Source organism: Sinorhizobium sp. BG8 (assembly GCF_016864555.1).
Taxonomy (GTDB): Bacteria; Pseudomonadota; Alphaproteobacteria; order Rhizobiales; family Rhizobiaceae; genus BG8.
In genome coordinates this window covers 442,895-466,410 of the sequence record NZ_CP044011.1, presented here as the reverse complement: position 1 = coordinate 466,410, position 23,516 = coordinate 442,895, and the positions used below count along the sequence as shown (strand labels likewise).

The 23,516-nt window shown below is 61.6% G+C and carries 19 protein-coding genes and 1 riboswitch; of the genes, 8 read left to right on the top strand and 11 right to left on the bottom strand.

The window, feature by feature from the left end; translation table 11 throughout:
* Nucleotides 1-134 precede the first annotated feature (134 nt).
* The 4 genes from F3Y30_RS02180 to F3Y30_RS02165 form a co-directional block, all read right to left on the bottom strand.
* Nucleotides 135-956 (bottom strand): amino acid ABC transporter permease, encoded by an 822-nt coding sequence (locus tag F3Y30_RS02180; protein ID WP_203424950.1) that lies wholly within the window; start codon nt 954-956, stop codon nt 135-137.
* 9 nt (nt 957-965) lie between these two features.
* Entirely contained in the window at nt 966-1,763 is a 798-nt protein-coding gene (locus tag F3Y30_RS02175; protein ID WP_203424949.1) for a basic amino acid ABC transporter substrate-binding protein, read from the bottom strand.
* A gap of 112 nt (nt 1,764-1,875) precedes the next feature.
* A complete protein-coding gene (locus F3Y30_RS02170; protein ID WP_203424948.1) occupies nt 1,876-3,699 on the bottom strand; it encodes an ABC-F family ATP-binding cassette domain-containing protein in 1,824 nt (607 codons plus the stop codon).
* 3 nt (nt 3,700-3,702) lie between these two features.
* Entirely contained in the window at nt 3,703-4,359 is a 657-nt protein-coding gene (locus F3Y30_RS02165) for a thiamine diphosphokinase (protein WP_203424947.1), read from the bottom strand.
* A gap of 185 nt (nt 4,360-4,544) precedes the next feature.
* Nucleotides 4,545-4,659, top strand: a riboswitch (TPP riboswitch).
* 36 nt (nt 4,660-4,695) lie between these two features.
* Between F3Y30_RS02165 and thiB the strand changes: the two genes are divergently transcribed.
* The 4 genes from thiB to F3Y30_RS02145 all read left to right on the top strand — a co-directional run bounded on the left by thiB (nt 4,696) and on the right by F3Y30_RS02145 (nt 9,774).
* Nucleotides 4,696-5,703 (top strand): thiamine ABC transporter substrate binding subunit, encoded by a 1,008-nt coding sequence (thiB, locus tag F3Y30_RS02160; RefSeq protein WP_203424946.1) that lies wholly within the window; start codon nt 4,696-4,698, stop codon nt 5,701-5,703.
* A gap of 3 nt (nt 5,704-5,706) precedes the next feature.
* Entirely contained in the window at nt 5,707-7,329 is a 1,623-nt protein-coding gene (thiP, locus tag F3Y30_RS02155; RefSeq protein ID WP_203424945.1) for a thiamine/thiamine pyrophosphate ABC transporter permease, read from the top strand.
* Complete coding sequence (gene thiQ, locus F3Y30_RS02150; protein WP_203424944.1) at nt 7,322-8,056, top strand: thiamine ABC transporter ATP-binding protein; 735 nt, start codon at nt 7,322-7,324, stop codon at nt 8,054-8,056. Before thiP ends, thiQ begins: the two co-directional genes overlap by 8 nt.
* A 278-nt stretch (nt 8,057-8,334) precedes the next feature.
* Nucleotides 8,335-9,774 carry a M48 family metalloprotease gene (locus tag F3Y30_RS02145; protein WP_348649860.1) on the top strand — a complete coding sequence of 480 codons (1,440 nt, stop codon included), beginning with the start codon at nt 8,335-8,337 and terminating at the stop codon, nt 9,772-9,774.
* Nucleotides 9,775-9,839: 65 nt separating this feature from the next.
* On the opposite strand, the gene F3Y30_RS02140 is transcribed toward F3Y30_RS02145, so the two are convergent.
* The 7 genes from F3Y30_RS02140 to F3Y30_RS02110 all read right to left on the bottom strand — a co-directional run bounded on the left by F3Y30_RS02140 (nt 9,840) and on the right by F3Y30_RS02110 (nt 17,500).
* Nucleotides 9,840-10,709, bottom strand: coding sequence for an RNA polymerase factor sigma-32 (locus tag F3Y30_RS02140; RefSeq protein WP_203424942.1), 870 nt, complete (start codon nt 10,707-10,709; stop codon nt 9,840-9,842).
* Nucleotides 10,710-10,942: 233 nt separating this feature from the next.
* A complete protein-coding gene (locus F3Y30_RS02135; RefSeq protein ID WP_203424941.1) occupies nt 10,943-11,512 on the bottom strand; it encodes a CarD family transcriptional regulator in 570 nt (189 codons plus the stop codon).
* 374 nt (nt 11,513-11,886) lie between these two features.
* A complete protein-coding gene (fdxA, locus tag F3Y30_RS02130; RefSeq protein WP_203424940.1) occupies nt 11,887-12,225 on the bottom strand; it encodes a ferredoxin FdxA in 339 nt (112 codons plus the stop codon).
* Nucleotides 12,226-12,418: 193 nt separating this feature from the next.
* Nucleotides 12,419-12,829 (bottom strand): RNA-binding S4 domain-containing protein, encoded by a 411-nt coding sequence (locus F3Y30_RS02125; RefSeq protein WP_203424939.1) that lies wholly within the window; start codon nt 12,827-12,829, stop codon nt 12,419-12,421.
* A 4-nt stretch (nt 12,830-12,833) separates the two neighbouring features.
* Nucleotides 12,834-15,827, bottom strand: coding sequence for a helicase-related protein (locus F3Y30_RS02120; protein WP_203426452.1), 2,994 nt, complete (start codon nt 15,825-15,827; stop codon nt 12,834-12,836).
* A 358-nt stretch (nt 15,828-16,185) separates the two neighbouring features.
* Nucleotides 16,186-16,767, bottom strand: coding sequence for an RNA 2',3'-cyclic phosphodiesterase (gene thpR / locus F3Y30_RS02115; protein WP_203424938.1), 582 nt, complete (start codon nt 16,765-16,767; stop codon nt 16,186-16,188).
* An 88-nt stretch (nt 16,768-16,855) separates the two neighbouring features.
* Nucleotides 16,856-17,500 carry an arylesterase gene (locus F3Y30_RS02110; RefSeq protein ID WP_203424937.1) on the bottom strand — a complete coding sequence of 215 codons (645 nt, stop codon included), beginning with the start codon at nt 17,498-17,500 and terminating at the stop codon, nt 16,856-16,858.
* A gap of 62 nt (nt 17,501-17,562) precedes the next feature.
* On the opposite strand from F3Y30_RS02110, the gene F3Y30_RS02105 reads away from it, so the two are divergent.
* The 4 genes from F3Y30_RS02105 (at nt 17,563) to ispG (ending at nt 23,516) form a co-directional block, all read left to right on the top strand.
* A complete protein-coding gene (locus F3Y30_RS02105; RefSeq protein WP_203424936.1) occupies nt 17,563-18,273 on the top strand; it encodes an ABC transporter ATP-binding protein in 711 nt (236 codons plus the stop codon).
* On the top strand, nt 18,270-20,813 hold the full coding sequence (locus tag F3Y30_RS02100) for an ABC transporter permease (RefSeq protein ID WP_203424935.1): 2,544 nt from the start codon (nt 18,270-18,272) through the stop codon (nt 20,811-20,813). The genes F3Y30_RS02105 and F3Y30_RS02100 overlap by 4 nt, the downstream gene beginning before the upstream one ends.
* Nucleotides 20,814-21,077: 264 nt before the next feature.
* Nucleotides 21,078-21,857 carry a Bax inhibitor-1/YccA family protein gene (locus F3Y30_RS02095; protein WP_203424934.1) on the top strand — a complete coding sequence of 260 codons (780 nt, stop codon included), beginning with the start codon at nt 21,078-21,080 and terminating at the stop codon, nt 21,855-21,857.
* Between the two features lie 405 nt (nt 21,858-22,262).
* On the top strand, nt 22,263-23,516 hold the full coding sequence (gene ispG / locus F3Y30_RS02090) for a flavodoxin-dependent (E)-4-hydroxy-3-methylbut-2-enyl-diphosphate synthase (RefSeq protein WP_203424933.1): 1,254 nt from the start codon (nt 22,263-22,265) through the stop codon (nt 23,514-23,516).

Sequence of the window (23,516 nt, the reverse complement as noted above, 5' to 3'; positions counted from 1 at the left end):
CGGCAGGCGCTTGTGATCCTGCAGCACGACGATACGCGTCCCAATGCATCCGAACTTGGATTCCATGGAGGTGCACATATCAATTTTTTGACAGCTCGGCAATCGCAGAGAATCGGCCGTGCGCCAGATGGAGACTACCGCTCATAAGCCCGGCGCAGACGCTTCTCCAGCGCCCTCAGTGCCAGCGACAGCCCGATCGTCAGGATGAGATAGATGTAGGCGACGATCGAGTAGGTCTCGAAGAAGCGGAAGGAGCCCGAGGCATAGACCTTCGCCATCTGCGTGATGTCTGCGACGCCGAGCACCGAGACGAGGGAGGAATCCTTCACCATTGCGACAAAGTCGTTGCCGAGCGGTGGAAGAATGACACGAATCGCCTGCGGGAAGACGACGAGTCGGAACCGCTGCACCCGCGAGAGGCCGAGCGCCTTGGCAGCCTCGACCTGCCCCTTGTCCACCGACTGGATGCCCGCCCGGAAGACCTCTCCGATAAACGCGGAATATCCGATCATCAGGGCTATGATGGCGCGCCACATCAGGGACACGTCCCTGACCTGCATCGGCTCGGCGACACCCCATGAGACAAGCGGGCTGATGGCGAAGTTGATCACGGCGACAACCGCCGGCGCGCCGACGAATGCGATGTAGAACAGGAGCACGAGAATCGGCACGCCGCGAATGACTTCCGTGTAGAAGCGGGCGACCTGGCGCAAGGCTGCGCGCTCCGACAGTCCGAGCAAGGCTATGCAGAGACCCAAGAGGGTTGCGAGAATGAAGCCGACCAGCGTGACGAAGATCGTTACCCACAAACCCTTTGCGACGGTGCTGAGGACCTGCACATAGAGATCGTTCGTCGCGATGACTGCGGCCAGAACGGCGGCAACAACGGCAAGGGCAACCAGCCACCAGGGATAATCGCCCTTGTCTTGCCGGGATGAGGCAGGCGCGGATGCCATGGCTCCGCTTTACTGGCCCATCTTGTAGTCGAGGAACCACTTCTTATTCAGCGTATCGAGCGTGCCGTCCGCCTTCAACGCGGCGATTGCCGCATTCACCGGGGCGACGAGATCCGAGCCCTTGGCGAAGATGAAGCCGAAGTCCTCCGTGCCGAGCGGGCCTCCGACCAGCTTCAGTTCGCCGCCCGATGCATCGACGTAGCCCTTGCCGGCGGTGCCGTCCGTGAGCACCACGTCGACGTCGCCCGCCTTGAGCGCCTGGACCGTCGCGCCGAAAGTTTCGAAGAGCTTGATGCGCGGGTTCTGCTCGTTGCCGTCGAGAACATTGTAGACCGCGACATAGAAAGGCGTCGTCCCCGGCTGTGCACCGACGAGGCCATCCTCAAGTCCGGCAAAGCTCTTGGCGTCGTCGAAGCGCGTCTCGTCGCCGCGCACCAGCATGAACATCTCCGAGCGCATGTAGGGATCCGAGAAATCGACCTTTTCCTTGCGCTCGTCCTTGATGGTAATGCCGGTCATGCCGATCTGGTACTGGCCATCGGACACGGCCTGTATCATCGCATCCCAACTGGTGTTCTGGTACTCGACCTTGAAGTTGAGTCGCTTGGCGATCTCGTTCATCGCGTCATATTCCCATCCCACCTGCTGGCCTGTCTTGGGATCGACGAACTGCAGCGGCGGATAGGCGTTCTCCGTCACCACCACGACCGTCTTGCCACCGAGATCAGGAAGATCTGCAGAGATGGTAGGGAGAGATGAAAACAGGACAGCGGCGAGGCCGGCAATGACCGTGCGTCGGGAAAACATGAATGAACTCCTGAAAATTGTGGCTGCCGAGACTGTCACAATTCTCTGCTTGTAGGCAAGCCGCAAGCATGCGGCGGCACGCCGACGAGCGATGGTTTGCCCAGGCCCGCCGTCAGCCTTCCAGTTCTTCCCTCAGCATTTCGAGCTCGAGCCATTCCTCTTCCATCCGTGCCAGTCCGTCGCGGAGTTTCTCGAGTTCGGCCGCAATCTTCGAAAAGGCATCCGGGTCTTTGGTGAAAAGATTGGGATCGGCCATTCTGGTTTCGCGCTTTGCGATCTCCGCTTCCGCCTTGGCCATTTCCTTGGGCAGATTCTCCAAGGCGAACTTCTGCTTGTAGGAGAGCTTACCCTTTGCCGCGCTTTTTGCTTCCGCGGCGGGCGCAGGCTGCTCTTTTGCCTTTTCGGCGCGCTCCGCCTTGCGGCGCTCTTCCTGCATGCCGCGGCGCTGCGCCATCATATCGGTGTATCCGCCGGCATACTCGATCCAGCGGCCGTCGGGCGCCTCGGGATTGGAGGGTGCGATCGTCGACGTGACCGTCCGGTCAAGGAAGTCGCGATCGTGGCTGACGAGGATGACCGTTCCCGGGAACCCGGCAACTATTTCCTGGAGCAGATCCAGGGTCTCGATGTCGAGATCGTTGGTAGGCTCGTCCAGGATCAGCAGGTTCGTCGGGCGCGACAGGATGCGTGCGAGCATCAGCCGCGCGCGCTCACCACCCGACAGGTTCCGGATCGGGGTGCGTGCCTGTTCCGGCTGGAACAGGAATTCCTTCATATAGCCCGTCACGTGACGCTGTTCGCCATTGACGAGGAGGTTCTCGCCACGACCATCCGTCAGGTAGTGCGCAAGCGTGTCGTCCAGATCGAGCTCCTCGCGCCGTTGGTCGAGTGTCGCCATCTCCAGATTGGTGCCGAGCTTGACGGTGCCGGCATCGGGCGGGGTCTGCCCCGTCAGCAACTTGAGCAACGTTGTCTTGCCGGCGCCGTTCGGGCCGACCAGGCCGATGCGGTCGCCGCGATGGACGCGAATGGAGAACGGGGCGACGATCGTGCGCTCGCCATAGTTCTTGGTAATCTTTTCGGCTTCAATGACAAGCTTGCCGGACTCGTTGGCGTCGGAGAGCGTCGCCTGGACGGTTCCCTGCGGTCCCTTGTGCCCACGATACTTGCTGCGCATGTCCTGTAGCTCGCCAAGACGGCGCATGTTGCGCTTGCGCCTTGCCGTCACACCGTAGCGAAGCCAGTGTTCCTCGCGCTCGATGGCCTTGCCGAGCTTGTGTTGTTCAAGCTCCTCCGCTTCCAGCACCTGGTCCCGCCAGGCCTCGAAATGGCCGAATCCACGGTCCAGGCGTCGCGAGGTGCCGCGATCAAGCCACACGGTCGCGTTCGATACCTTTTCGAGGAAACGCCGGTCGTGCGAAATCAGCACGAGAGCCGAGCGGCTGTTCGCAAGTTCACCTTCCAGCCATTCGATCGTCGGCAGATCGAGATGGTTGGTCGGCTCGTCGAGCAGCAGGATATCGGGCTCCGGCGCCAGGACGCGGGCAAGGGCCGCACGGCGCGCTTCCCCGCCCGAAAGGCTTCTGGGGTCCTCCGAGCCGGTCAGTCCGAGATGCTCTAGGAGATAGGCGACCCTGTAGGGATCGTCGCTCGGGCCGAGACCCGACTCCGCATAGGCGGAAACCGTGTCATATCCTTCGAAATCCGGCGCCTGGTGCAGGTACCGGATCGTCGCCGTGGGGTGGCGGAAAACCTCTCCGGACTGCGGCTCGACCAGACCGGCGGCGATCTTCAGCAACGTCGATTTTCCTGAGCCGTTGCGCCCGACGAGGCAGATGCGGTCGCCAGGTTCGACCTGGAGCTGGGCGCCCGCCAGCAGTGGCGTGCCGCCGAAGCTCAGGAAGATGTCGGTCAGTTTGAGAATAGGTGGTGCCAAGGGTCAGGCTCCTGACAGGTCGTACGGGCGGGCGAGCAAGAGGCCCCGCCCGGCACGGAGTGAGATGCGCACGGTCCCCTCAGCGATGTTCGAGATTGTGCGTGAAGAGCCGAACGGCAGATCGAAATCGGAAAGCGGATAGCGGACGTTGGCGATGGAGAGCCGGTCCAGGCTCGACAAGCCGAGGATGGAGAACAGGCTGCCCTTGGGCAACGAAACGGAATTGGTTCCCGGAAGCAGCGGCCAGGCCTCCTCTTCGCCGGAAGTGAGCCTCAGTTCGAGGCCCTGCTCCGCCAGCCGGAGTGCGAGCAGCATGTGCATGAAGGCGTGATCGCTGCGTTCCCCGCCCAGTGCGCCTGCGAGTATTATGCTTTTCGCGCCGCGGGCGAGCGCCGCCGCGACTGCGATCTCTCCGTCGGTTTCGTTCTTTGCTGCCGGATACGGTTCTCGCGGCACGTCTGGCCAGTTGGCTATGAGGCCTGCAGAACTCGAGTCGAAATCGCCGACCCAGACTTCAGGCCGTACGCCCAGCATGGTGGCGTGGCGCATGCCGCCGTCGGCCGCGACGAAGCGCGCGCCGGCTATGTCGGCCTTGAAACGTGGCGTTGGCTCGAGTGTTCCGCCGAGGAGAATGACAAAGGTCTGATCGTTCATGGGCATTGCCCATAGCGCATCCGCTGCCAAAGGAAAATCCGCATTTTCCCGTTCGACCGTGGAGCGCTTCCCGCTCCCGCGCGTTCGACCGATTGTCCGGGTTCTATCCTGCGGTTTCACGGAGGACTTCGGTGCAGGAGCTTGTGAAGAACCGGGCCTTGCCAAGCCAAGGGGGCGGGTCTAAAGCTTTTGTTGCTCTAACGGGGTGCCGGACGATCCTTAGATCTACCGGCTGAGAGGCTTTCGGGCCAACCCGCGGAACCTGATCCGGCTTGTACCGGCGGAGGGATTAGACGGCTCGATCAGCGCGCTATTCCCGTTCACTTGGAAGAGGAGGCGCTGATGCGCGTGAAACTTTTTGCAATGGTGGCGACACTTGCCGCCGGCCTTTCGGCTTCGGCCCTCGCGGCCGAAAAAACGCTGACAATCTACACCTATGAGAGCTTCGTCGCGGAATGGGGCCCGGGAGCGAAGGTCGCAGCCGCGTTCGAGAAATCATGCGCCTGCAAGGTCGAATGGGTCGGGGTCGCCGATGGGGTCGAGCTACTGACGCGGTTGAAGCTCGAGGGTGAAAGCACGAAGGCGGACATCGTCCTCGGTCTTGACACAAGCCTGATAACAGAGGCGAAGGCAACAGGTCTCTTCGAGCCGCACGGTCTTTCGCCGCAAGGGCTTACCGTTCCAGGCGGGTTCTCGGACGATACCTTTCTTCCCTACGACTATGGGCACTTCGCAATCATCTACGACACCGATGCGCTCAAGGATCCGCCTCACAGCTTGAAGGAGCTCGTCGAGGGCAATCCGGATGAGAAGATCGTCATCCAGGACCCGCGCACGTCGACCCCGGGTCTCGGGCTGCTTCTCTGGATGAAGTCCGTCTATGGCGACAAGGCCGCGGAAGCCTGGACGAAGCTCAAGCCGCGTGTTCTCACGGTCACGCCGGGCTGGTCCGAATCCTACGGGCTCTTCACCAAGGGCGAGGCGCCGATGGTGCTCTCCTACACGACGTCGCCCGCCTATCACATGATTGCCGAGAACACGGACCGCTATCAGGCGGCCTCTTTCACGGAGGGGCACTATGTCCAGATCGAAGTCGCGGGAATGACGAAAACAAGCGACGACAAGGATCTTGCGCGCCAGTTCCTGTCGTTCATGACCGGACCCGATTTCCAGTCGATCATCCCCGAGACGAACTGGATGATGCCGGTCGGTGCAACGAAGGATCCGCTCCCGGATGCCTTCGGCAAGCTGGTGAAGCCTGAAAAGACACTCCTTCTCGGGTCGGACGAGGTGGCCGCGCACCGCAAGGCCTGGATCGACGAATGGCTGTCGGCCATGAGTGCGAACTGACCGATGTATTCTCGTGCCGAGAAGCGATTTGTGCGTGGGGCCGGGGCTCTTGTCCTCGGCTTCGTCGCTTCGTTCGTCGGCATTTCGATCGCGGTGCTCCTGGCGAACGGTGCCGGCCAACGAAGTGGGGAAGTTCTGCTTGATGCCTATGTCTGGCGGGTCGCGCGCTTCACGCTCCTGCAGGCGTTCCTTTCCACCTTCCTGTCCGTGGCTTTCGCCATTCCGGTCGCCAGGGCGCTGGCACGCCAGCGTCGATTTCCGGGACGAAACTGGCTTGTCCGTCTCGCGGCGCTGCCTCTGGGCATGCCGGCGCTCGTGGTAGCGCTCGGCATCGTCACGATCTGGGGCCGGCAGGGCATTGTCAACGATCTCCTCCTGTTTGCAGGCGCAACGAGACCTGTCAGCATCTATGGACTGTCGGGCATCCTCATCGCCCATGTCTTTTTCAACCTGCCACTGGCAACTCGGCTGCTGCTCGCCGGACTCGATCGCATTCCCGCGGAGTACTGGCTTTCAACTGCCAATCTCGGCATGAGGCCGGGCGCGGTGTTCCGCCTCATCGAGTGGCCCGTCCTGCGCCAGCTCATTCCCGGGATTGCCGGCCTCATCTTCATGCTGTGCGTGACCAGCTTCACCATCGTGCTCACGCTTGGAGGTGGCCCCGCAGTGACCACCATCGAGGTCGCGATCTACCAGGCCCTGAGGTTCGATTTCGATCCGCCGCGCGCCGTCCTGCTTTCTTTCCTGCAGATCCTCGTGACCGGCGCGCTCCTGACGATCATGGCGCTTGTCGGCAATCGACCGGCGGAAGGGACGACTACGGGGCGGGAGATCCGCCGCTTCGACGCTGCCGGGAGACGCTTGGCCGATGCGGCGATCCTCGTAGCGTTCGCCTCCTTCGTGGGTGCTCCCATTGTGGCGATCGTGGTATCCGGGTTCGCAGCAGATCTCGGGCGGCTTGCCGCCGACCCTTTGCTTCACAAGGCATTGGTCACAAGCCTCGCGATTGCCTTCAGCTCGGGCCTGCTCTCCCTCGCGCTGGTCGTTCCGGTGATCGTGCTACCGCATCTTACCCTGCCGACCGATACGTCCCTTGGTTCCACCCGGTTCCTTGCAATCCTGCTCAAGGGGACCGCCTCGCTCATCCTGCTCGTTCCACCGATCGTTATTGCAACCGGGTGGTTCCTCGTCCTTCGCACATTCGGGGAGACCGGGCATATGGCACCCTACGTCGTGGTGGTGATCAATGCACTGATGGCTATGCCATTCGTCGTGCAGGTGCTCGAACCTGCCTACAGAACCCATATCGCACGAACGGCGCGACTGGCTCTCAGCCTCGGCGTAACCGGCATGCATCGTGTACGTTGGATCGATCTTCCAGCCCTGAAGCGCCCTCTGCTGACCGCCTTTGCCTTTGCAATGGCGTTGTCGCTCGGGGACCTCGGAGCAATCGCGATTTTCGGGGCCGAGGGTTTCACCACGCTTCCGTGGCTGCTGTTCAGCCGGATGGGCAGTTATCGCACCGATGACGCCGCGGGCATTGCGCTTGTCCTCGGCGCAATCTGCCTCTTGCTCGTATTGCCTTCGACATTGTCGTGGGGGACCGGGGAAACCGCCAATGGTTGAGACGCGAACCCATCCCGGCGCGGCGAGCGCGATCCGGCTGAAGAACGCGACCGTCGCGTTCGCGGAGAAGAGGCTCGTTTTCGACTGCGAGATTCCGCAAGGGATCTCGGTCGCTGTCGCGGGACCTTCCGGGGCGGGCAAGTCAACGCTTTTCAACGTCATCGCCGGCTTCCAGCGGCTCCAGTCGGGATCAGTCGAGATTTTGGGCGAAAACATGCAGGGCCGTGGTCCGGCAGAGCGCCCCGTATCCCTGGTGTTTCAGGACAACAATCTCTTTTCGCATCTTGCGGTTGCCGAAAATGTCGGACTGGGGATCAATCCCGCCCTGAAGCTTACCGGGGCCGAACGACAGCGGATTGCAGATGCGCTGACGCGGGTCGGTCTCGGCAACTACGCCCAACGCATGCCGTCCTCGCTGTCGGGCGGAGAAAGGCAACGTGTGGCGCTCGCCCGTGCCTTCGTACGCCAGCGGCCCATCATCCTTCTTGATGAGCCCTTTGCCTCGCTCGATCCGGCCATGCGCGCCGAGATGACATCACTCCTCGTTGAGTTGAAGCGTGAGACCAAGAGCACGATCCTGATGATCACCCATCAGCCGGACGACATACGCAGGATAGCCGATCGTGCTATGTTCATCGAGGACGGCGCGATCCGTGTATTCGAGCCCGTCGCGGACTTCTTCTCCCACCGCGACAACGCCTCCCTCCTGAAGTTCCTTGCGTATTGAAAAATAATATTATTTTTGAGAGAGGGATTGCCATATTTTAGACGCTGCCCTGTGTCACCGGAGCCACAAACGGAATGCATTGTCGATCGGGAGTTGCCCTCAGCGGAAGCGGCGCCTATCTCTCGGTGGCAGGAGAGGGTAAGGTTCCCTGGCGTGCTGCTGGAGCAGGAAGCGCCTCGAGTATCCGACCGTGAAGGGGCGTGGCAACAGGAATGCGGAGCATAGACCAGCTTGCAGTGAGGGACTCTGGGCGCCGTTTGCGGAAAGTCCTGCCGGGTGTGCTTCTCGCAGCTGCACTCCTGTCCGCGTGCCAGTCGGTTCTTGAGCAGTCTTATGAACCTTCCGTCTCGCCCTCGTCCAATCCCCAGATCGTCGCTGAGGTGCAGAAGAACGACCCGCGTGCCCAGCTTGGTGCCCGCGAGCATCCGCGCATCGTTGCGAGCTACGGCGGCGAGTACAAGGACGCGAAGACCGAGCGGCTCGTTGCGCGCATAGCGGGAGCCCTGACGGCGGTCTCGGAAAACCCGACTCAGTCCTATCGGATCACGATCCTCAATTCGCCGGCGATCAACGCGTTCGCGCTTCCTGGCGGCTATCTCTATGTGACACGTGGCCTGCTCGCGCTTGCGAACGACGCCTCGGAAGTGGCTGCAGTCCTTTCGCATGAAATGGCGCACGTGACGGCCAACCACGGCATCGAACGGCAGAAGAAGGAAGAGGCCGAGGTCATCGCCAGCCGCGTGGTGGCCGAAGTGCTGTCCAGCAACATTGCCGGCAAGCAGGCGCTCGCCCGGGGCAAACTCCGGCTCGCCGCCTTCTCGCGAAACCAGGAACTGCAGGCCGACGTCATCGGCGTACGCATGCTCGGGGAAGCGGGTTACGATCCCTATGCGGCAGCGCGTTTCCTTGACTCGATGGCCGCATACAGCCGGTTTACCGCCGTCGACCCCGAGTCCGACCAGAGCCTGGACTTCCTCTCGAGCCATCCGAACGCTCCCCAGCGCGTCGAGCTGGCGCGGCTGCATGCGCGGGCCTTCGGACCGGAGGGAACGGTGGGCGATCGGGGCCGGGACTATTATCTCGCCGGCATCAACGGCCTGCTCTACGGAGATAGCCCGCAGGAGGGCTATGTTCGCGGGCAGACCTTCCTGCATGGCAAGCTCGGGATTCGCTTCGACGTGCCTGCAGGCTTCCAGATCGACAACAAGGCGGAAGCCGTGCTGGCGACGGGCCCTGGCGACGTTGCCATCCGCTTCGATGGCGTTGCGGACAGTCAACGGCAGAGCCTCGTGAACTATATTTCCAGTGGGTGGGTCACGGGCCTGCTGCCGGAAACGATCCAGCCGATCACCATCAATGGCCTGGAAGCAGCAACGGCCAGCGCCTCGGCAGATCGCTGGGACTTCGACGTGACCGTCGTTCGCATCGACGATCAGATCTACCGGTTCCTCACCGCCGTGCCGAAGGGTTCGCCAGCGCTGCGGACGACCGCGGATGTTCTGAGGGCCTCGTTCCGAAGACTTACGCCGGAGGAAGCTGCCCAATTGAAGCCACTTCGCGTGCGTGTCGTGACGGCAGGAAAGGACGACACCGTGGCGTCCCTGGCGGGCAGGATGATGGGTACGGACCGGAAGCTTGATCTGTTCCGCCTGATCAACGCCATGACGGCCACGAGCACCGTCAAACCGGGCGACAAGGTAAAGATCATCACGGAGTGACAGCGTGGCGTGTCGCTCCGCGATATCTCACTCGCTGTGACCGACTGAGTGCCTCGGCACGCTGGTCACGCTTGCATCGTCGCGGAAAATCCGGGGGTGCTCTCGACCAAAGCTGTTCTGAGCTTCTCGAGCGCCCGGCATTCGATCTGCCTCACTCGTTCCTTCGAGATGCCGAGATCCGCCCCGAGTTCCTCCAGAGTGGCACCCTCTTCAGCGAGGCGTCGGGCGTGAATGATCTTCATTTCACGAGCGTTCAACTGGGCGAGTGCGGAATGGAGCCATCCGCGCCGGCGCTCCCCGTCGATTATCTCTCCGACTTGCTCATCCGGGAGCGGCGTATCACTTGCGAGCAGGTCGAGCCGGTTCGCACCTTCATCGTCGCCGGAAGAAAGCGGGGCCTGCAGGGAAATGTCGGATGAGGAGAGCCTCGCATCCATGTTGCGGACATCCGCCGTGCTGACGCCGATCGCCGCCGCAATCTCCTCGTGCACGGCCTCTGAAGTAAGTTGGCGGTCGCCGCTTGCAAGGCGTGCCCTCAGCCGCCGCAGATTGAAGAACAGCGCCTTCTGCGCGGAGCTGGTGCCGCCGCGAACGATGGACCAGTTGCGCAATACGTAGTCCTGAATGGAGGCCCTGATCCACCAGGTGGCATAGGTCGAGAATCTGACCTGGCGGTCAGGCTCGAAGCGCGCCGCCGCCTCCAGCAGCCCGATATGGCCCTCCTGGACAAGATCGCCCACGGGCAGACCGAAATTACGAAACCTGGCCGCCATCGATATGACCAGACGCATGTGGGCCATGGCGATGCGATTGCGGGCTTCCTGATCGTTATTTTCCTTCCACGCGTGAGCGAGCGCCTGCTCCTCGTCGCGCTCGAGATAGGGCGCCGACATTGCAAGCTTGATCATGCGGCGGTCTGCTGTGGTGGTAATCATGAACCATGTCCCCCGTAAACCGATCGTCACTTACGCTTAGATATATTGGCCGGATTACGAACCGCAATCAGCGCAAATCTTCGTCTGCGGTGAGCGATGGGCAACCGTGGCACGTCTGTAACGGCGTAGGTTGCCCATTTCTTCGTGGTCGCAACGCGTACGCCCCAAAAAAGTTCCACAAAAAAACCCGGCTGAAACAGCCGGGTTTTGAATCGTCGTCGATGCGGGGAAGCTTAAGCGGCTTCGTCCTGCGTATCGTCTTCCTCGATCAGCTTGCCGCGCTTCGGACCCTTGCTGAGATTGGTCTCAACGAGGCGAACAGCTTCGGTTTCGGACATCTTGTTGACGGCGGCGATTTCACGCGCCATGCGGTCAAGTGCCGCCTCGTAAAGCTGGCGCTCGGAATAAGACTGTTCCGGCTGGTTCTCTGCACGATAGAGATCGCGTACGACTTCGGCGATCGAGATCAAGTCACCTGAATTGATCTTCGCATCGTACTCCTGTGCGCGGCGCGACCACATGGTACGCTTCACGCGGGCCTTGCCCTGCACGACTTTCAATGCACGTTCGACGAAGTCCGTCTCGGAAAGCTTGCGCATGCCGATGGATACGGCCTTTGCGACCGGCACTTTCAGGCGCATCTTGTCCTTTTCGAAATCAATGACAAAAAGCTCAAGCTTCATGCCTGCAACTTCCTGCTCCTCGATGGCGACGATTTGCCCTACGCCGTGGGCTGGATAGACGATGGATTCACCGGTCTTGAAGCCTTGGCGCGTCGAGGATTTCTTCTGCTGGGTCGTCATTCTGCTCAAATACTCCCTGTTACGCTCCCGGCGGGTGCCGGGGCCGGGTCAGCGAGGCCCGGGAAAGACGGGACATCGTGGGCGATGTCTCAACTCTGGTCCGCACAGCCAAGCACAAACATTCATACGACGCGATCACAGTGCAGCAACACGAGGTTGCCTATGGGAGGTGAGCGTCGTCTTGAGATCGTTTGCTTTCGTGGTGGTGTTTTGGGCACGGCAAAGTGCCACAATTTGGATCAGTTTTTTGACCCTAGCATAAAAAAGTGTCCGAATCAATAATTTGCTTTACATGGGTCATCAAGCCTGCCCTATCCCCAAAGTGGGTGGGAAGGCTGTTTTCCACAGTGCAGAAGCAGATGGAGAGCGATCCGTCAGTCGCCCTGGCCAGGGTTGGCCGAGAAGTACTTTTCGTACTTCCCTTCCTCGCCGTCCATCTCTTTTGCTTCGGGCATGGCATCACGCTTTACGGTGATGTTGGGCCAAATCTGAGCAAATTCAGAGTTTATCTTCAACCACTTGTCGAGTCCGGGCTCGGTGTCCGGTTTGATCGCCTCGGCGGGACATTCCGGTTCGCAAACACCGCAATCGATGCACTCGTCGGGATGGATCACGAGAAAATTCTCGCCCTCGTAGAAGCAATCGACGGGGCAGACCTCAACGCAGTCCGTATATTTGCAGCGTATGCAATTGTCGGTCACGACATACGTCATGAGTTACTCCAGAGAATTCTCTGCGGCATGTCCCGCGACGGGACAATTCGTCCCAAAATCCATCACGAAGACGCATCGCCGCGCGCATTCTACGCCTCAGTATGTGCCCTCTATCGCGTTGCAGGTAAAGACTTTGCCATCGCTTTGCAAGGACAAACGATGCTTAAAAGCCGCGGCATTGAAGGACAGTTTTCTAATCGTCCGTTCCATCCTGCAAGCGGTCGATCTGGCGCCTCTCGCGTTTGGTCGGGCGGCCTGCACCCCGGTCGCGCGTCACCTCGGCAAAGAGATTGCGTTCACCTTTCGGGGGAGGCGGAGGCGTCATGTCTTCATAGAGGAGGCGCGCCTCCTCGTAGGGGCCACGTCGTACACCGCCTGAGAGGACTTTCACGACAATGTCGTGACGGTCGGCAGACACCACCACGACGTCGCCTGCTTTCAGGCCATAGGATGGTTGCCGGATCTGCTGGCCGTTGACCGCGACATCGCCCGACTCCACCGCTTTTGCTGCAAGAGAGCGAGACTTCTTCAGCCGGGCAAAGAACAGCCACTTGTCGATGCGCTGGCGCGCCAGACCCGTTGGCTGTTCCTGACCGTTTGCCATATGGCTACTTCTTCATCTGCTCCTTGAGCGCGGCGAGCTTCGCGAAGGGCGAATCCGGATCGATCGGCTTCTCCTTGCGCGGAGGCCGAGCCTCGAACCTCTGCTGCTGCGGCTTACCGCCGCGTTCGTTGCGCTCCGGCCGCTCACCGCGATCAGGGCGGTTGCCCCGATCCGGACGGCCTGCATCCTGCGACCTTCCGTCGCGGCCCTTGGCTCGATCCGGGCGCCCGCCCGCCTGCTTCTTGCCGTCGCGTCGATCACCATGCCGTTCACCCTGTCCGCGGTCGCGGTGGTTGTGGCGCTGGTTGTCATGGCGCGAACCCGGCCGCCACAGCAGAACCGGCTTCGGCTCCGCTGCCTCGGCTGCAGCCGCTTCGCTTGAAACGTCCAACGGGCTCGACTGTTCCTCTGCTGCCTGAACACTTTCGGCGGGTTGGGCCTCGCCCTCTGTTTCCGTGGCAGCGTCGGCGTCGTCGTGATCCGCCTTGCCGTTGTCGTCCGTCGTCTCGGCCGCTTCCGCTGCCGGAGCAGCCGCTGCGGTTTGAGAGGCGAGGAAGGCCGCGGCTTCTTCCGCTTTCACGCTGTCAGCGCGATAGCCGAGCCCCTTCAGGATTTCTTCCATGTCGTCCGGCGTCGCGCCGAGAATGGAGAGCATGGCGGTTGTCGTCGTGAAACGGCGGCCGTCATAGGCACCATCCGGGCGCGGAGTGCCGGGCTTCCACTGCAAGAGCGGCCGGATCAGGTCGGCCAGGCGCTCGAGGATGTCGATGCGCACGGCACGCTTTCCGAGGAAGCGGAAACCGGCCAGCTTGTAGAAGGTGCGCTCGAAAGCGGGATCGGTGACAACAGACGTACGCCCGGCAGCCAGGACCGGAATGAGGTCGCCATAGCCCGGCTTGTCGAGTCCGTCGTTCTTCAACGCCCAGAGCAGGGTGATCAACTCGGCCGGTGCCGGCTTCAGCAGGGCCGGCATGAAGATGTGGTATGCACCGAAACGGATGCCGTGCTTGCGGATCGACGCACGCGCGTCCTGGTCCAGGGACTTCACGTCCTCGGCCACATCGCGACGGAACAGGACACCCAGGCTCTCGACGAGCTGGAACGCAAGTCCCTTCGCAAGACCTTCAAGGTCTTCTGCACGCGACAGATCGTCGAGCGGCTTGAGCACGTTAGCGATATGATAGTTCACGAAGCGCTCGATGCGGGCGGCCACGTGGTCGCGCGCATTTCCGGTCAACTGCTCGTCTGCGAGCAGGATCACGCGGGGGCGCATGATGTGATCGCTCGCCGAAAGACGGGCCACGGGATCGCCGAGCCAGCGGACATAGCCGTCCGAGCCGACCGCGAGATCGCCATTGCCTGCGGCATGGAGGCGCGCCGCGCGAGCCTCAAACTCGAGCGCCAGGGCCTTCTGCGAGGCTGACTGCACCGCTTTCGCGTCGGGACCTTCCGTGCCCGCCGCCGGCGTGAACCGGAATCCGGCCAATTGTCCCACATGATGTCCTTCTACGAAGACATCGCCATTCACACTGATCTCAGCTTCCAGCATTGCATTCTCTCTCAGGCGCTTCATGAGCACAGATGTCCTGCGATCAACAAAGCGTTTCGTCAACCTTTCATGTAACGCATCGGACAATCGATCCTCGATTTCCCGCGTCTTTTCCTGCCAGTGTGTCGGATCGGCAAGCCATCCGGGCCGGTTCGACACATAGGTCCAAGTCCTGATCTGTGCGATTCGTGCCGAAAGTGTGTCAATCTCACCATCGGTGCGATCGGCGCGTCGCACCTGCTCGGCCATGAAATCCTCGTTCACCGTACCGCGCCGGACGAGATCGGCATAGAGGGTCGAGATAAGATCGGCGTGCTGGACGGGCGTAATTCGCCGATAGTCCGGCAGGGCACATGCCTCCCACAGCTTTTCCACCCGCTCGGCCGTGGTCGCGATTTCCTTGATATCGGGGTATCGCGACAGATGCTCGAGCGCCTGCTGGTCGATTGCCGGGAGGGCGCGGGTGAGGCCACTGATCGTGGGCGGCGCGTCGAGACTCGCCTTCAAACCGGTAATCGAGCTGAAATCGAGGTTCTTCGACCGCCACTGCAGGACGCGAACGGGATCGAAATCATGGGTCTCGATGCGCTGGACGAGTTCCTCGTCCATTGGATTGACCCGCCCGGTCACGCCGAAGGTGCCATCCCGCAGATGCCGGCCGGCGCGCCCGGCGACCTGGCCGATTTCGCCCGGATTGAGGTTCCGGTACTGGTAGCCGTCGTATTTGCGGTCCTGCGCGAAGGCGACGTGATCGACATCAAGGTTCAGGCCCATGCCGATGGCATCGGTGGCAACCAGGTACTCGACGTCGCCTTCCTGATAGAGCCCCACCTGCGCGTTTCGAGTGCGCGGCGACAGGGCGCCGAGGACCACTGCCGCGCCGCCGCGCTGCCGGCGGATCAGTTCGGCGATGGCGTAGACCTCGTCGGCGGAAAACGCGACGATGGCAGTGCGCTGGGGAAGGCGCGTGATCTTCTTGGAGCCCGCATAGAAGAGCTGCGAAAGGCGCGGTCGCTCGACGATCGTGATGCCGGGAAGCAGATGTTGCAGGATCGGCTTCATGGTGGCGGCGCCGAGGAGAAGCGTCTCGTCGCGGCCGCGCAGATGAAGGACGCGATCGGTGAAGATATGGCCGCGCTCGAGGTCCCCGGCGAGCTGCACCTCGTCGATTGCCACGAAGGAGGCACGTGTCTCGCGCGGCATGGCTTCGACCGTGCACACCGAGTAGCGCGCCTTGTGCGGTGCGATCTTTTCTTCGCCGGTGATCAGCGCGACATTGTGATGGCCGACCTTTTCGACGAGTCTGGTATAGACCTCGCGCGCAAGCAGTCTCAGCGGCAGGCCGATTACGCCCGTCTCATGCGCCACCATGCGTTCGATAGCGTAGTGGGTCTTGCCCGTATTGGTCGGGCCGAGGACCGCAGTCACGCCGCGGCCACTCAGAATCATCGGTGCAGAAGACAAGGAACGCCTCGGCAAGAATTCAGTTACGTGCCGCAAAGGGACTTGGGACCCTCTCAGCCGGCAGGCAACAAATGCCCATGCCGCGGTGCAATAGCAAGGGGACGGCGCTCCAAACGTCCAATTTCGTGACCTCGACGGGGCTTCCGGACGGGTAAAATCCGTGTGTCCCGGACGAAAAGTGGAATCGGAACACCAAAAGAACGAATCAGAGACGAATCGCAGACTCGCACGGATTCAGGTTTTGTTCACCGCATCATATAGAAGTGATTCGTTCAGGGGTCACCACATCTAGACTCCCGCCTGGACTGCTTTCGACGACGTTAGAAGCGTCGAGGTGCAAGCGTCAGGAGGGACGATCCTCGATACCCGATGCGGCATGAGACGTCCGCGCTTCGGAGAGCGGGAAGACTTCTTCCGTCAGGTAAGGACCTCCGCCGACCGATTCCTTCGACGACATGACGACGAATCGATTGATGGTGAAGGGGGCCGTCTGGAAATTCGCGCGTCCAGAAAGATAGGAGACGACGTCCTCCAGCCTTGCATTGCGAAGCCTCGCGAGGGTCACATGCGGGGTAAATTTGCGCGGATCCGCAGGAAGTCCAAGGCGTTGGCAGATGCGTTCGATCTCGGCCTGCAGCGCATACATTTCCGGCGCCGGCGTTACGCCGGCGTAGATGGAGTGCGGTTTCCTGGAGCCGAACGAGGCAACCCCGTTGAGGGCGATCTGGAATTCGCTGCGGTCGATCCGGTCGAGCTTGTTGACGACTTCATCGGCCGTTCGTCCGTCAACATCACCGATAAAGCGCAGCGTAATGTGGAAGTTTTCTACGTCGATCCACCGAGCTCCGGGGAGACCTCCGCGTAACAATGAAAGGCTCATTGCGGCACTACGCGGAATTTCGAGGGCGATAAACAGTCTCGGCATGGCGAGGTCCCCGTCTCTACTAGAGATAGCTTAGCGAATCACGCATCGAGTCGAGACGCAACCCCTATTTCGCACCCGCGAGATTGTACTATCCGTCTTTCCCCAAGCTTGTCAGGAATGACTCGACTGCAGGAAGAATGCGTTCGACCATGACCGCGACGCCCTTGCCGTTCGGATGCATGCCGTCCTCGAGCTGCAACTGCGCCTGCGTGACCACGCCGTCGAGGAAAAACGGATAGAGGGGAATGCCGTGCTTCTCGGCAAGTCGCGAATAGATCGCGTTGAAGGTCTGCGCATATTCGGGGCCCATGTTCGGAGGGGCGAGCATTCCGACGAGCAGAACGCCAACCTTGCGTTCCTTCAGTCGCGCGATCATCGCATCAAGGTTCTTTTCCGTCTGTTCAGGTGGGATGCCGCGAAGCGCATCGTTTGCACCGAGTTCGAGGATGACGCCTTGCGTGCCATCCGGCACGGACCAGTCGATTCGCGCCAGGCCTCCTGAACTGGTGTCTCCCGAAACACCGGCATTTACGATCGTGATGTCGAAGCCCTTCTCCTTCAGCGCCTTCTCCAGCTGCGCGGGAAAGGACTCCTCCGCCGGCAACTGGTATCCTGCCATCAGGCTGTCGCCAAAGCCGACGAGGCTTGCCGCCTGGGCTGCCAAAGGCGATGCAAATGCAAGAGACAGAAGCGTCATGCCGGTGAAAATTCCGTGAGCGGCTTTAAACAGCATTCCGGGGATCCTAAATTGCCGGTGTCAGTTTCATTTCATCCAGTCATATAGGGCAGATTTTCTTGGCCAAAACCATAATCGACCTGAAAAATGCCGATCTCACGCTTGGACGTGCCGCCGCCTCCGTCCACGTGCTCAAAGGCGTCGACCTCACCATCCGGGCAGGGGAATCGATCGGTATAGTCGGGCCGTCCGGGTCAGGAAAATCGACGCTGCTCATGGTGCTGGCAGGGCTGGAGCGCCTGGACGGCGGCGAGATCCACATCGACGGAGCGCCTCTCCACACGATGAACGAGGATCAGGTCGCCGCTTTTCGCGGACGGAACATCGGTATCGTCTTCCAGTCGTTTCACCTGATCCCGAACATGACCGCGCTGGAAAATGTCGCCGTGCCGCTGGAACTCGCCAATGTCAGGGATGCATTCGGTATCGCGAAGCGTGAGCTGAAGGCAGTCGGTCTCGGCGAAAGACTGTCGCACTATCCGGGGCAGCTGTCGGGCGGCGAGCAGCAGCGCGTGGCGATCGCCAGGGCGCTTGCGCCATCACCGAAACTGCTGATCGCGGACGAGCCGACAGGAAACCTCGACAGCGAGACGGGCCGGCAGATCGCCGACCTTCTGTTCCTGCAGCAGGCTGAACGCAACATGACGCTGGTACTCGTGACGCATGATCCGTCTCTTGCGGGGCGCTGCGGTCGGCAGGTGAGGATGCGCTCCGGCGAAATCGTGTCCGGCAGTCAGGCTGCCGCCGCGGGTGAGACGGTGCCGGCATGAGCGCGCGGTCGACCGTGGTGCTCGCTTTCCGACTCGCCTTTCGCGAGATGCGCGGCGGGCTCCGAGGCTTCTACATATTCCTGGCGTGCATCGCGCTCGGGACAGCCGCAATCGCGGGCGTAAACTCCGTATCCGGCGCGATTACCGGAGCGCTCGCCCGCCAGGGGCAGACGCTTCTTGCGGGAGATGTCCGTTTCGAACTCAACAACCGGACAGCCACCGATGCGGAACGCAGCTATTTCAATTCACTTGGAAAGGTCGCGGTTTCCACGGGGCTTCGTTCAATGGCACGCCTTGCCGATGGCCGCGACCAGGCGCTCGTCGAAATCAAGGCTGTTGACGATGCCTACCCGCTCTACGGGGAGGTGGAAACCGCCCCGCAGCGACCGCTTCCGCAGCTCCTCGCAAAGGACGGAGAGAGGTTCGGAGCAGTCGCTGCGCCCCTGCTTCTCGAGCGGCTTGGCATCAGGGTCGGGGACGAGCTGATGCTCGGCAGCGCCCGGCTTGTCTTGACGGGCACGATGGTGAAGGAGCCTGACGCGCTTTCGGAGGGTTTTGGGCTCGCACCGCGGCTGATGATCTCACAGGAAGCGATCGCTCAGACGGGGCTTGTTCAAACGGGAAGTCTCGTCGAGCATGCCTACAAGGTGAAGATGGAGGATCCGGTCGCCGGCCTGACCGGAATCCGCAAACGGTCCAACGAGGCGTTTCCATCGGCCGGCTGGTCGATCCGCACCAGCGAGAATGCCACGCCCTCGCTCTCGAACAACGTCACACGGTTTTCGCAGTTTCTGACACTTGTCGGCCTGACCTCGCTGGTGGTCGGCGGGGTTGGAGTGGCGAATGCGGTGCGTGCCTATCTCGATTCCAAGAGGGGCGTCATCGCGACCTTCAAGTGCCTCGGCGCTCCGGCGTCGCTGATTTCGATAATCTATCTTGCCCAGATCCTGATGATCGCGATCATCGGAATCGTTGGCGGTCTCGTCATCGGCGCGCTGATGCCGGTGGTCGCGATGCGTTTCCTGGCCGATCTGCTCCCGATCTCCGCCGAGCCCGCGCTTTACCCCGGTGCGCTGGGGCTCGCCGCTATCTTCGGCGTGGTAACCGCGCTCGCCTTTGCAATCATGCCTCTCGGCCATGCGCGGGCGGTGCCGGCAACGGCTCTTTTCCGCGAACAGGGGTTCGAGACGGCCCGCCTCCCGGCCTGGCCTTACATCGCAGGGGCTGCGTTCTTTCTGACCGTGCTCGGCGGGCTTGCCGTCTGGACAGCCTTCGATCGCTACATCGCGATCGTCTTCCTTGGCGCCGTCGTGTTCGCCTTCGTGGTGTTGCGTCTGGTCGCATACGGAGTGACCGTGCTGGCACGCCGGAGCCCGCGGGTGCATTCGCCCTCCTTGCGCCTTGCCATCGGCAACATCCATCGGCCGAGCGCGCTGACGGCGTCGGTCATCCTGTCCCTTGGTCTCGGACTGACACTGCTCGTTACCCTCAGCCTGATTGACGGAAATCTGCGCCGCGAACTGACGGGCAGCCTTCCCGAGCGGGCGCCGAACTTCTTTTTCGTCGATATCCAGGGAAGCGAAGTCGAAGGTTTCCGGCGCGTCCTGTCCGAGAACATGCCGGGGGGCAAGATTATCGAAGTGCCGATGCTGCGCGGCCGGATTCTCGCGTTCAACGGAGAGGACGTCAGCCGGCGGAACGTGCCGCAGGGCAGCCGATGGGTGCTTCAGGGTGATCGCGGCATAACCTATGCGAAGAATATCCCGGAGAACTCAACGCTCTCGGAGGGGCAGTGGTGGCCGCAGGATTACTCTGGAGAGCCGCTGGTCTCGTTCTCGTCCCGGGAGGCAGGTGAACTCGGCCTGAAGGTCGGGGATACGGTGACGGTCAACGTGCTGGGCCGCAACATCACGGCAAGGATTGCCAACTTCCGGACGGTCGAGTGGGAGTCCCTTTCGATCAACTTCGTGATGGTGTTCTCCCCGAACACTTTCGCCGGCGCGCCGCACGCCTGGCTTGCCACCATGATCGATCCAGGTGCGACCGACGAACAGGAGGCGGCCACCCTCAGGGCGGTGACGAATGCATACCCGACGATCACCAGCGTGAGGGTGAAGGATGCACTCGATATAGTGAACGATCTGGTTGGACAGCTTTCGGTCGCAATCCGGGCGGCTGCCGCGGTCGCGCTCATAACGTCGGTTCTCGTGCTTGCGGGCGCGCTTGCGGCGGGCAACAGGGCGCGCATCCACGACGCAGTGGTTCTCAAGACGCTGGGTGCCACGCGCTCGACGCTCGTGCGCGCCTACACCTATGAATACATGCTGCTCGGCACGGCCACGGCAATCTTCGCCCTCTTCGCCGGAAGCGTTTCGGCATGGTTCGTGGTGAGTGACATCATGCGTATAGGCTTCCGTTTCCTGCCGGACGTCGCAGTGACGACGATAGCCACGGCATTGGTGATGACGATCGGGATCGGCCTGGCCGGTACATGGCGGGTGCTCGGGCAGAAGGCGGCACCCGTATTGCGCGAGCTTTGAGAAACCCAGTGTTGCAGGGTGTTGAGGCGGCCACTCCCTCGAGGCGGTGGTCTGAATCGACCGAGTGGTTGCACGTAGGTCTTGTGCGGAACACAATTCGTGATCATATTTGATCAAGGCATGCTGGAGTCCCGCAGCGGCGCCTGGGGTGTCGGATCAATGCGGCGTTGGCCGCGAGGGTTCGCAAGATGGTTCATGGTCCTCAAGGACATGAATCCAACACTCGACACCGTAGAAACCATCGGGGCTTTACGAGAGGAAAAAATGGCTGATCCCCGCAACTACCAGACCCGAATGGCGAATACCGGCGTACAGTCCGGCATCGTGATCGATGAGGGCCTGCGCTCCTATATGCTGAAGGTTTACAACCTGATGGCACTGGGCTTGGCGATCACCGGTGTAGCGGCATTCGTCTTCTTCCAACTTGCGACGACGAGCGATCAGGCTGCCGCGGCGGCAACGCTGCCCAACGGAACGCTCCTGACCAGCCTCGGAGTCGCTCTCTACACGTCGGCACTGAAATGGGTGGTCATGCTGGCTCCCGTTGCGCTGGTGTTCTACCTGAGCTTCCGCATCCAGTCGATGAGCGTGGCCGCGGCACAGACGACCTTCTGGATCTATGCCGCGCTGATGGGGTTGTCCCTGTCGTCCATCTTCCTCGTCTACACCCAGGCCAGCATTGTTAAGACGCTGTTCATTACGGCTGCTTCCTTCGGCGCCCTGTCGCTCTACGGATACACGACGAAGCGTGATCTTTCCGGGATGGGTTCCTTCCTTGTCATGGGGCTCTTCGGTCTGATCATCGCATCCCTCGTGAACCTCTTCCTCGCCTCCTCGGCGCTGGACTTCGCGATATCGGTGATCGGCGTGCTCATCTTCGCCGGCCTGACCGCATGGGATACGCAGAAGATTAAGGGAATGTACTTCGAGGCAGATGATGACGTCGTTTCCGGCCGCAAGGCTATCATGGGCGCTCTGACGCTCTACCTCGACTTCATCAACCTCTTCCTGTTCCTGCTGCGTTTCCTCGGAAACCGCGAGTAACTGCGAAAGGCGAACCGGTAAACAGGTTCACGCCCAAGCGAAACAGACAAACCCGGTCGGAAACGACCGGGTTTTGTTTTTTGCCCAACCCGACGTTCACGTCATCGGTCGGCGCCGCTGTGAGTCGTACCTCCTGATGCCTGCAGTTGCGCGGCTGGGCTCAACGCGCAGGTCGGGTGGTTGCCTGCAGCCTTCACCGGGCGCCGGCTGTGTCGGAAGATACGGATAAGCGCCCGGTCCATCCGGTCGCCTCTCCTCGCCGGCGACACGCGGAAGAGGGGACAATCGTGCGGTCTATCAAATCCGCGTCACCGGACCAGGCGATGTTGACAAGCCACAATTCCTCCTCCACCTGAATGCATGAACATCGGCTGAGCCGAAAGCCTACTCGATACGAGGCCATCCATGTCTTCTTCCTTCGACTTCGAACCGAAACCCCGCCGCCACTCCGTCGGCGTTGACGTGGGCGGCGTGATGGTCGGTGGTGGTGCACCGATCGTCGTGCAGTCCATGACGAATACCGACACGGCGGATATCGATGGCACCGTCGCCCAGGTCGCCGCCCTCTTCCGGTCGGGGTCGGAAATGGTGCGCATCACGGTCGATCGCGACGAAAGCGCCGCGGCGGTTCCCAAGATCCGCGATCGCCTCCTGCGGCTCGGCATGGACGTGCCGTTGATCGGTGATTTCCACTACATCGGACACAAGCTGCTGGCCGATCATCCGGCCTGCGCCGAAGCGCTCGCGAAGTACCGCATCAATCCGGGAAATGTCGGCTTCAAGGACAAGAAAGACAAGCAGTTCGGTGCCATCATCGAGCGCGCGATCGAATACGACAAACCGGTGCGCATCGGGGTCAACTGGGGTTCGCTCGATCAGGAGCTGCTCACCCGCCTGATGGACGAGAACCAGGCGAGAGGCTTTCCGCTGACCGCGCAGGAGGTGATGCGCGAGGCGATCTGCCAGTCGGCGCTCCTGTCGGCCGAGCTTGCGGAAGAGATCGGGTTGGCCCGCAACCGCATCATCCTCTCGGCCAAGGTGAGCAACGTGCAGGATCTCATCGCCGTCTATGCGATGCTCTCGGCCCGCTCCGACCATGCACTGCATCTCGGTCTGACCGAGGCGGGCATGGGTTCCAAGGGCATTGTCGCATCCTCGGCATCGCTCGGCATCCTGCTCCAGCAGGGCATCGGCGATACGATCCGCATTTCGCTGACGCCGGAACCGGGCGGTGACCGTACCCGTGAAGTCCAGGTCGCCCAGGAACTCCTTCAGGTCATGGGCTTCCGCCAGTTCGTGCCCGTCGTCGCGGCTTGTCCGGGTTGCGGCCGCACGACCTCGACGGTTTTCCAGGAACTGGCCCAGAAGATCCAGGACGACATCCGTCGCAACATGCCGGTCTGGCGGGAAAAGTATCCGGGCGTCGAGGCGCTGAAGGTCGCCGTCATGGGTTGCATCGTCAACGGTCCGGGCGAGAGCAAGCACGCGGACATCGGCATCTCGCTTCCCGGCACCGGCGAACTGCCGGCCGCACCCGTCTACATCGACGGAAAGAAGGCGATGACGTTGAGGGGTACGAACATCGCGGGCGATTTCGAGACCCTCGTCGCCGACTACATCGAGAAACGCTTCGGCGAAGGACAGGCGGCAGCGGAGTAG

Bases quoted from the DNA above. Each gene is read 5' to 3' on its own strand.
- F3Y30_RS02180 (WP_203424950.1), bottom strand. From the start codon at position 956: ATGGCATCCGCGCCTGCCTCATCCCGGCAAGACAAGGGCGATTATCCC.
- F3Y30_RS02175 (WP_203424949.1), bottom strand. From the start codon at position 1,763: ATGTTTTCCCGACGCACGGTCATTGCCGGCCTCGCCGCTGTCCTGTTT.
- F3Y30_RS02165 (WP_203424947.1), bottom strand. From the start codon at position 4,359: ATGCCCATGAACGATCAGACCTTTGTCATTCTCCTCGGCGGAACACTC.
- thiB (WP_203424946.1), top strand. From the start codon at position 4,696: ATGCGCGTGAAACTTTTTGCAATGGTGGCGACACTTGCCGCCGGCCTT.
- thiP (WP_203424945.1), top strand. From the start codon at position 5,707: ATGTATTCTCGTGCCGAGAAGCGATTTGTGCGTGGGGCCGGGGCTCTT.
- thiQ (WP_203424944.1), top strand. From the start codon at position 7,322: ATGGTTGAGACGCGAACCCATCCCGGCGCGGCGAGCGCGATCCGGCTG.
- F3Y30_RS02140 (WP_203424942.1), bottom strand. From the start codon at position 10,709: ATGATTACCACCACAGCAGACCGCCGCATGATCAAGCTTGCAATGTCG.
- F3Y30_RS02135 (WP_203424941.1), bottom strand. From the start codon at position 11,512: ATGACGACCCAGCAGAAGAAATCCTCGACGCGCCAAGGCTTCAAGACC.
- fdxA (WP_203424940.1), bottom strand. From the start codon at position 12,225: ATGACGTATGTCGTGACCGACAATTGCATACGCTGCAAATATACGGAC.
- F3Y30_RS02125 (WP_203424939.1), bottom strand. From the start codon at position 12,829: ATGGCAAACGGTCAGGAACAGCCAACGGGTCTGGCGCGCCAGCGCATC.
- F3Y30_RS02120 (WP_203426452.1), bottom strand. From the start codon at position 15,827: ATGATTCTGAGTGGCCGCGGCGTGACTGCGGTCCTCGGCCCGACCAAT.
- thpR (WP_203424938.1), bottom strand. From the start codon at position 16,767: ATGCCGAGACTGTTTATCGCCCTCGAAATTCCGCGTAGTGCCGCAATG.
- F3Y30_RS02110 (WP_203424937.1), bottom strand. From the start codon at position 17,500: ATGCTGTTTAAAGCCGCTCACGGAATTTTCACCGGCATGACGCTTCTG.
- F3Y30_RS02100 (WP_203424935.1), top strand. From the start codon at position 18,270: ATGAGCGCGCGGTCGACCGTGGTGCTCGCTTTCCGACTCGCCTTTCGC.
- F3Y30_RS02095 (WP_203424934.1), top strand. From the start codon at position 21,078: ATGGCTGATCCCCGCAACTACCAGACCCGAATGGCGAATACCGGCGTA.
- ispG (WP_203424933.1), top strand. From the start codon at position 22,263: ATGTCTTCTTCCTTCGACTTCGAACCGAAACCCCGCCGCCACTCCGTC.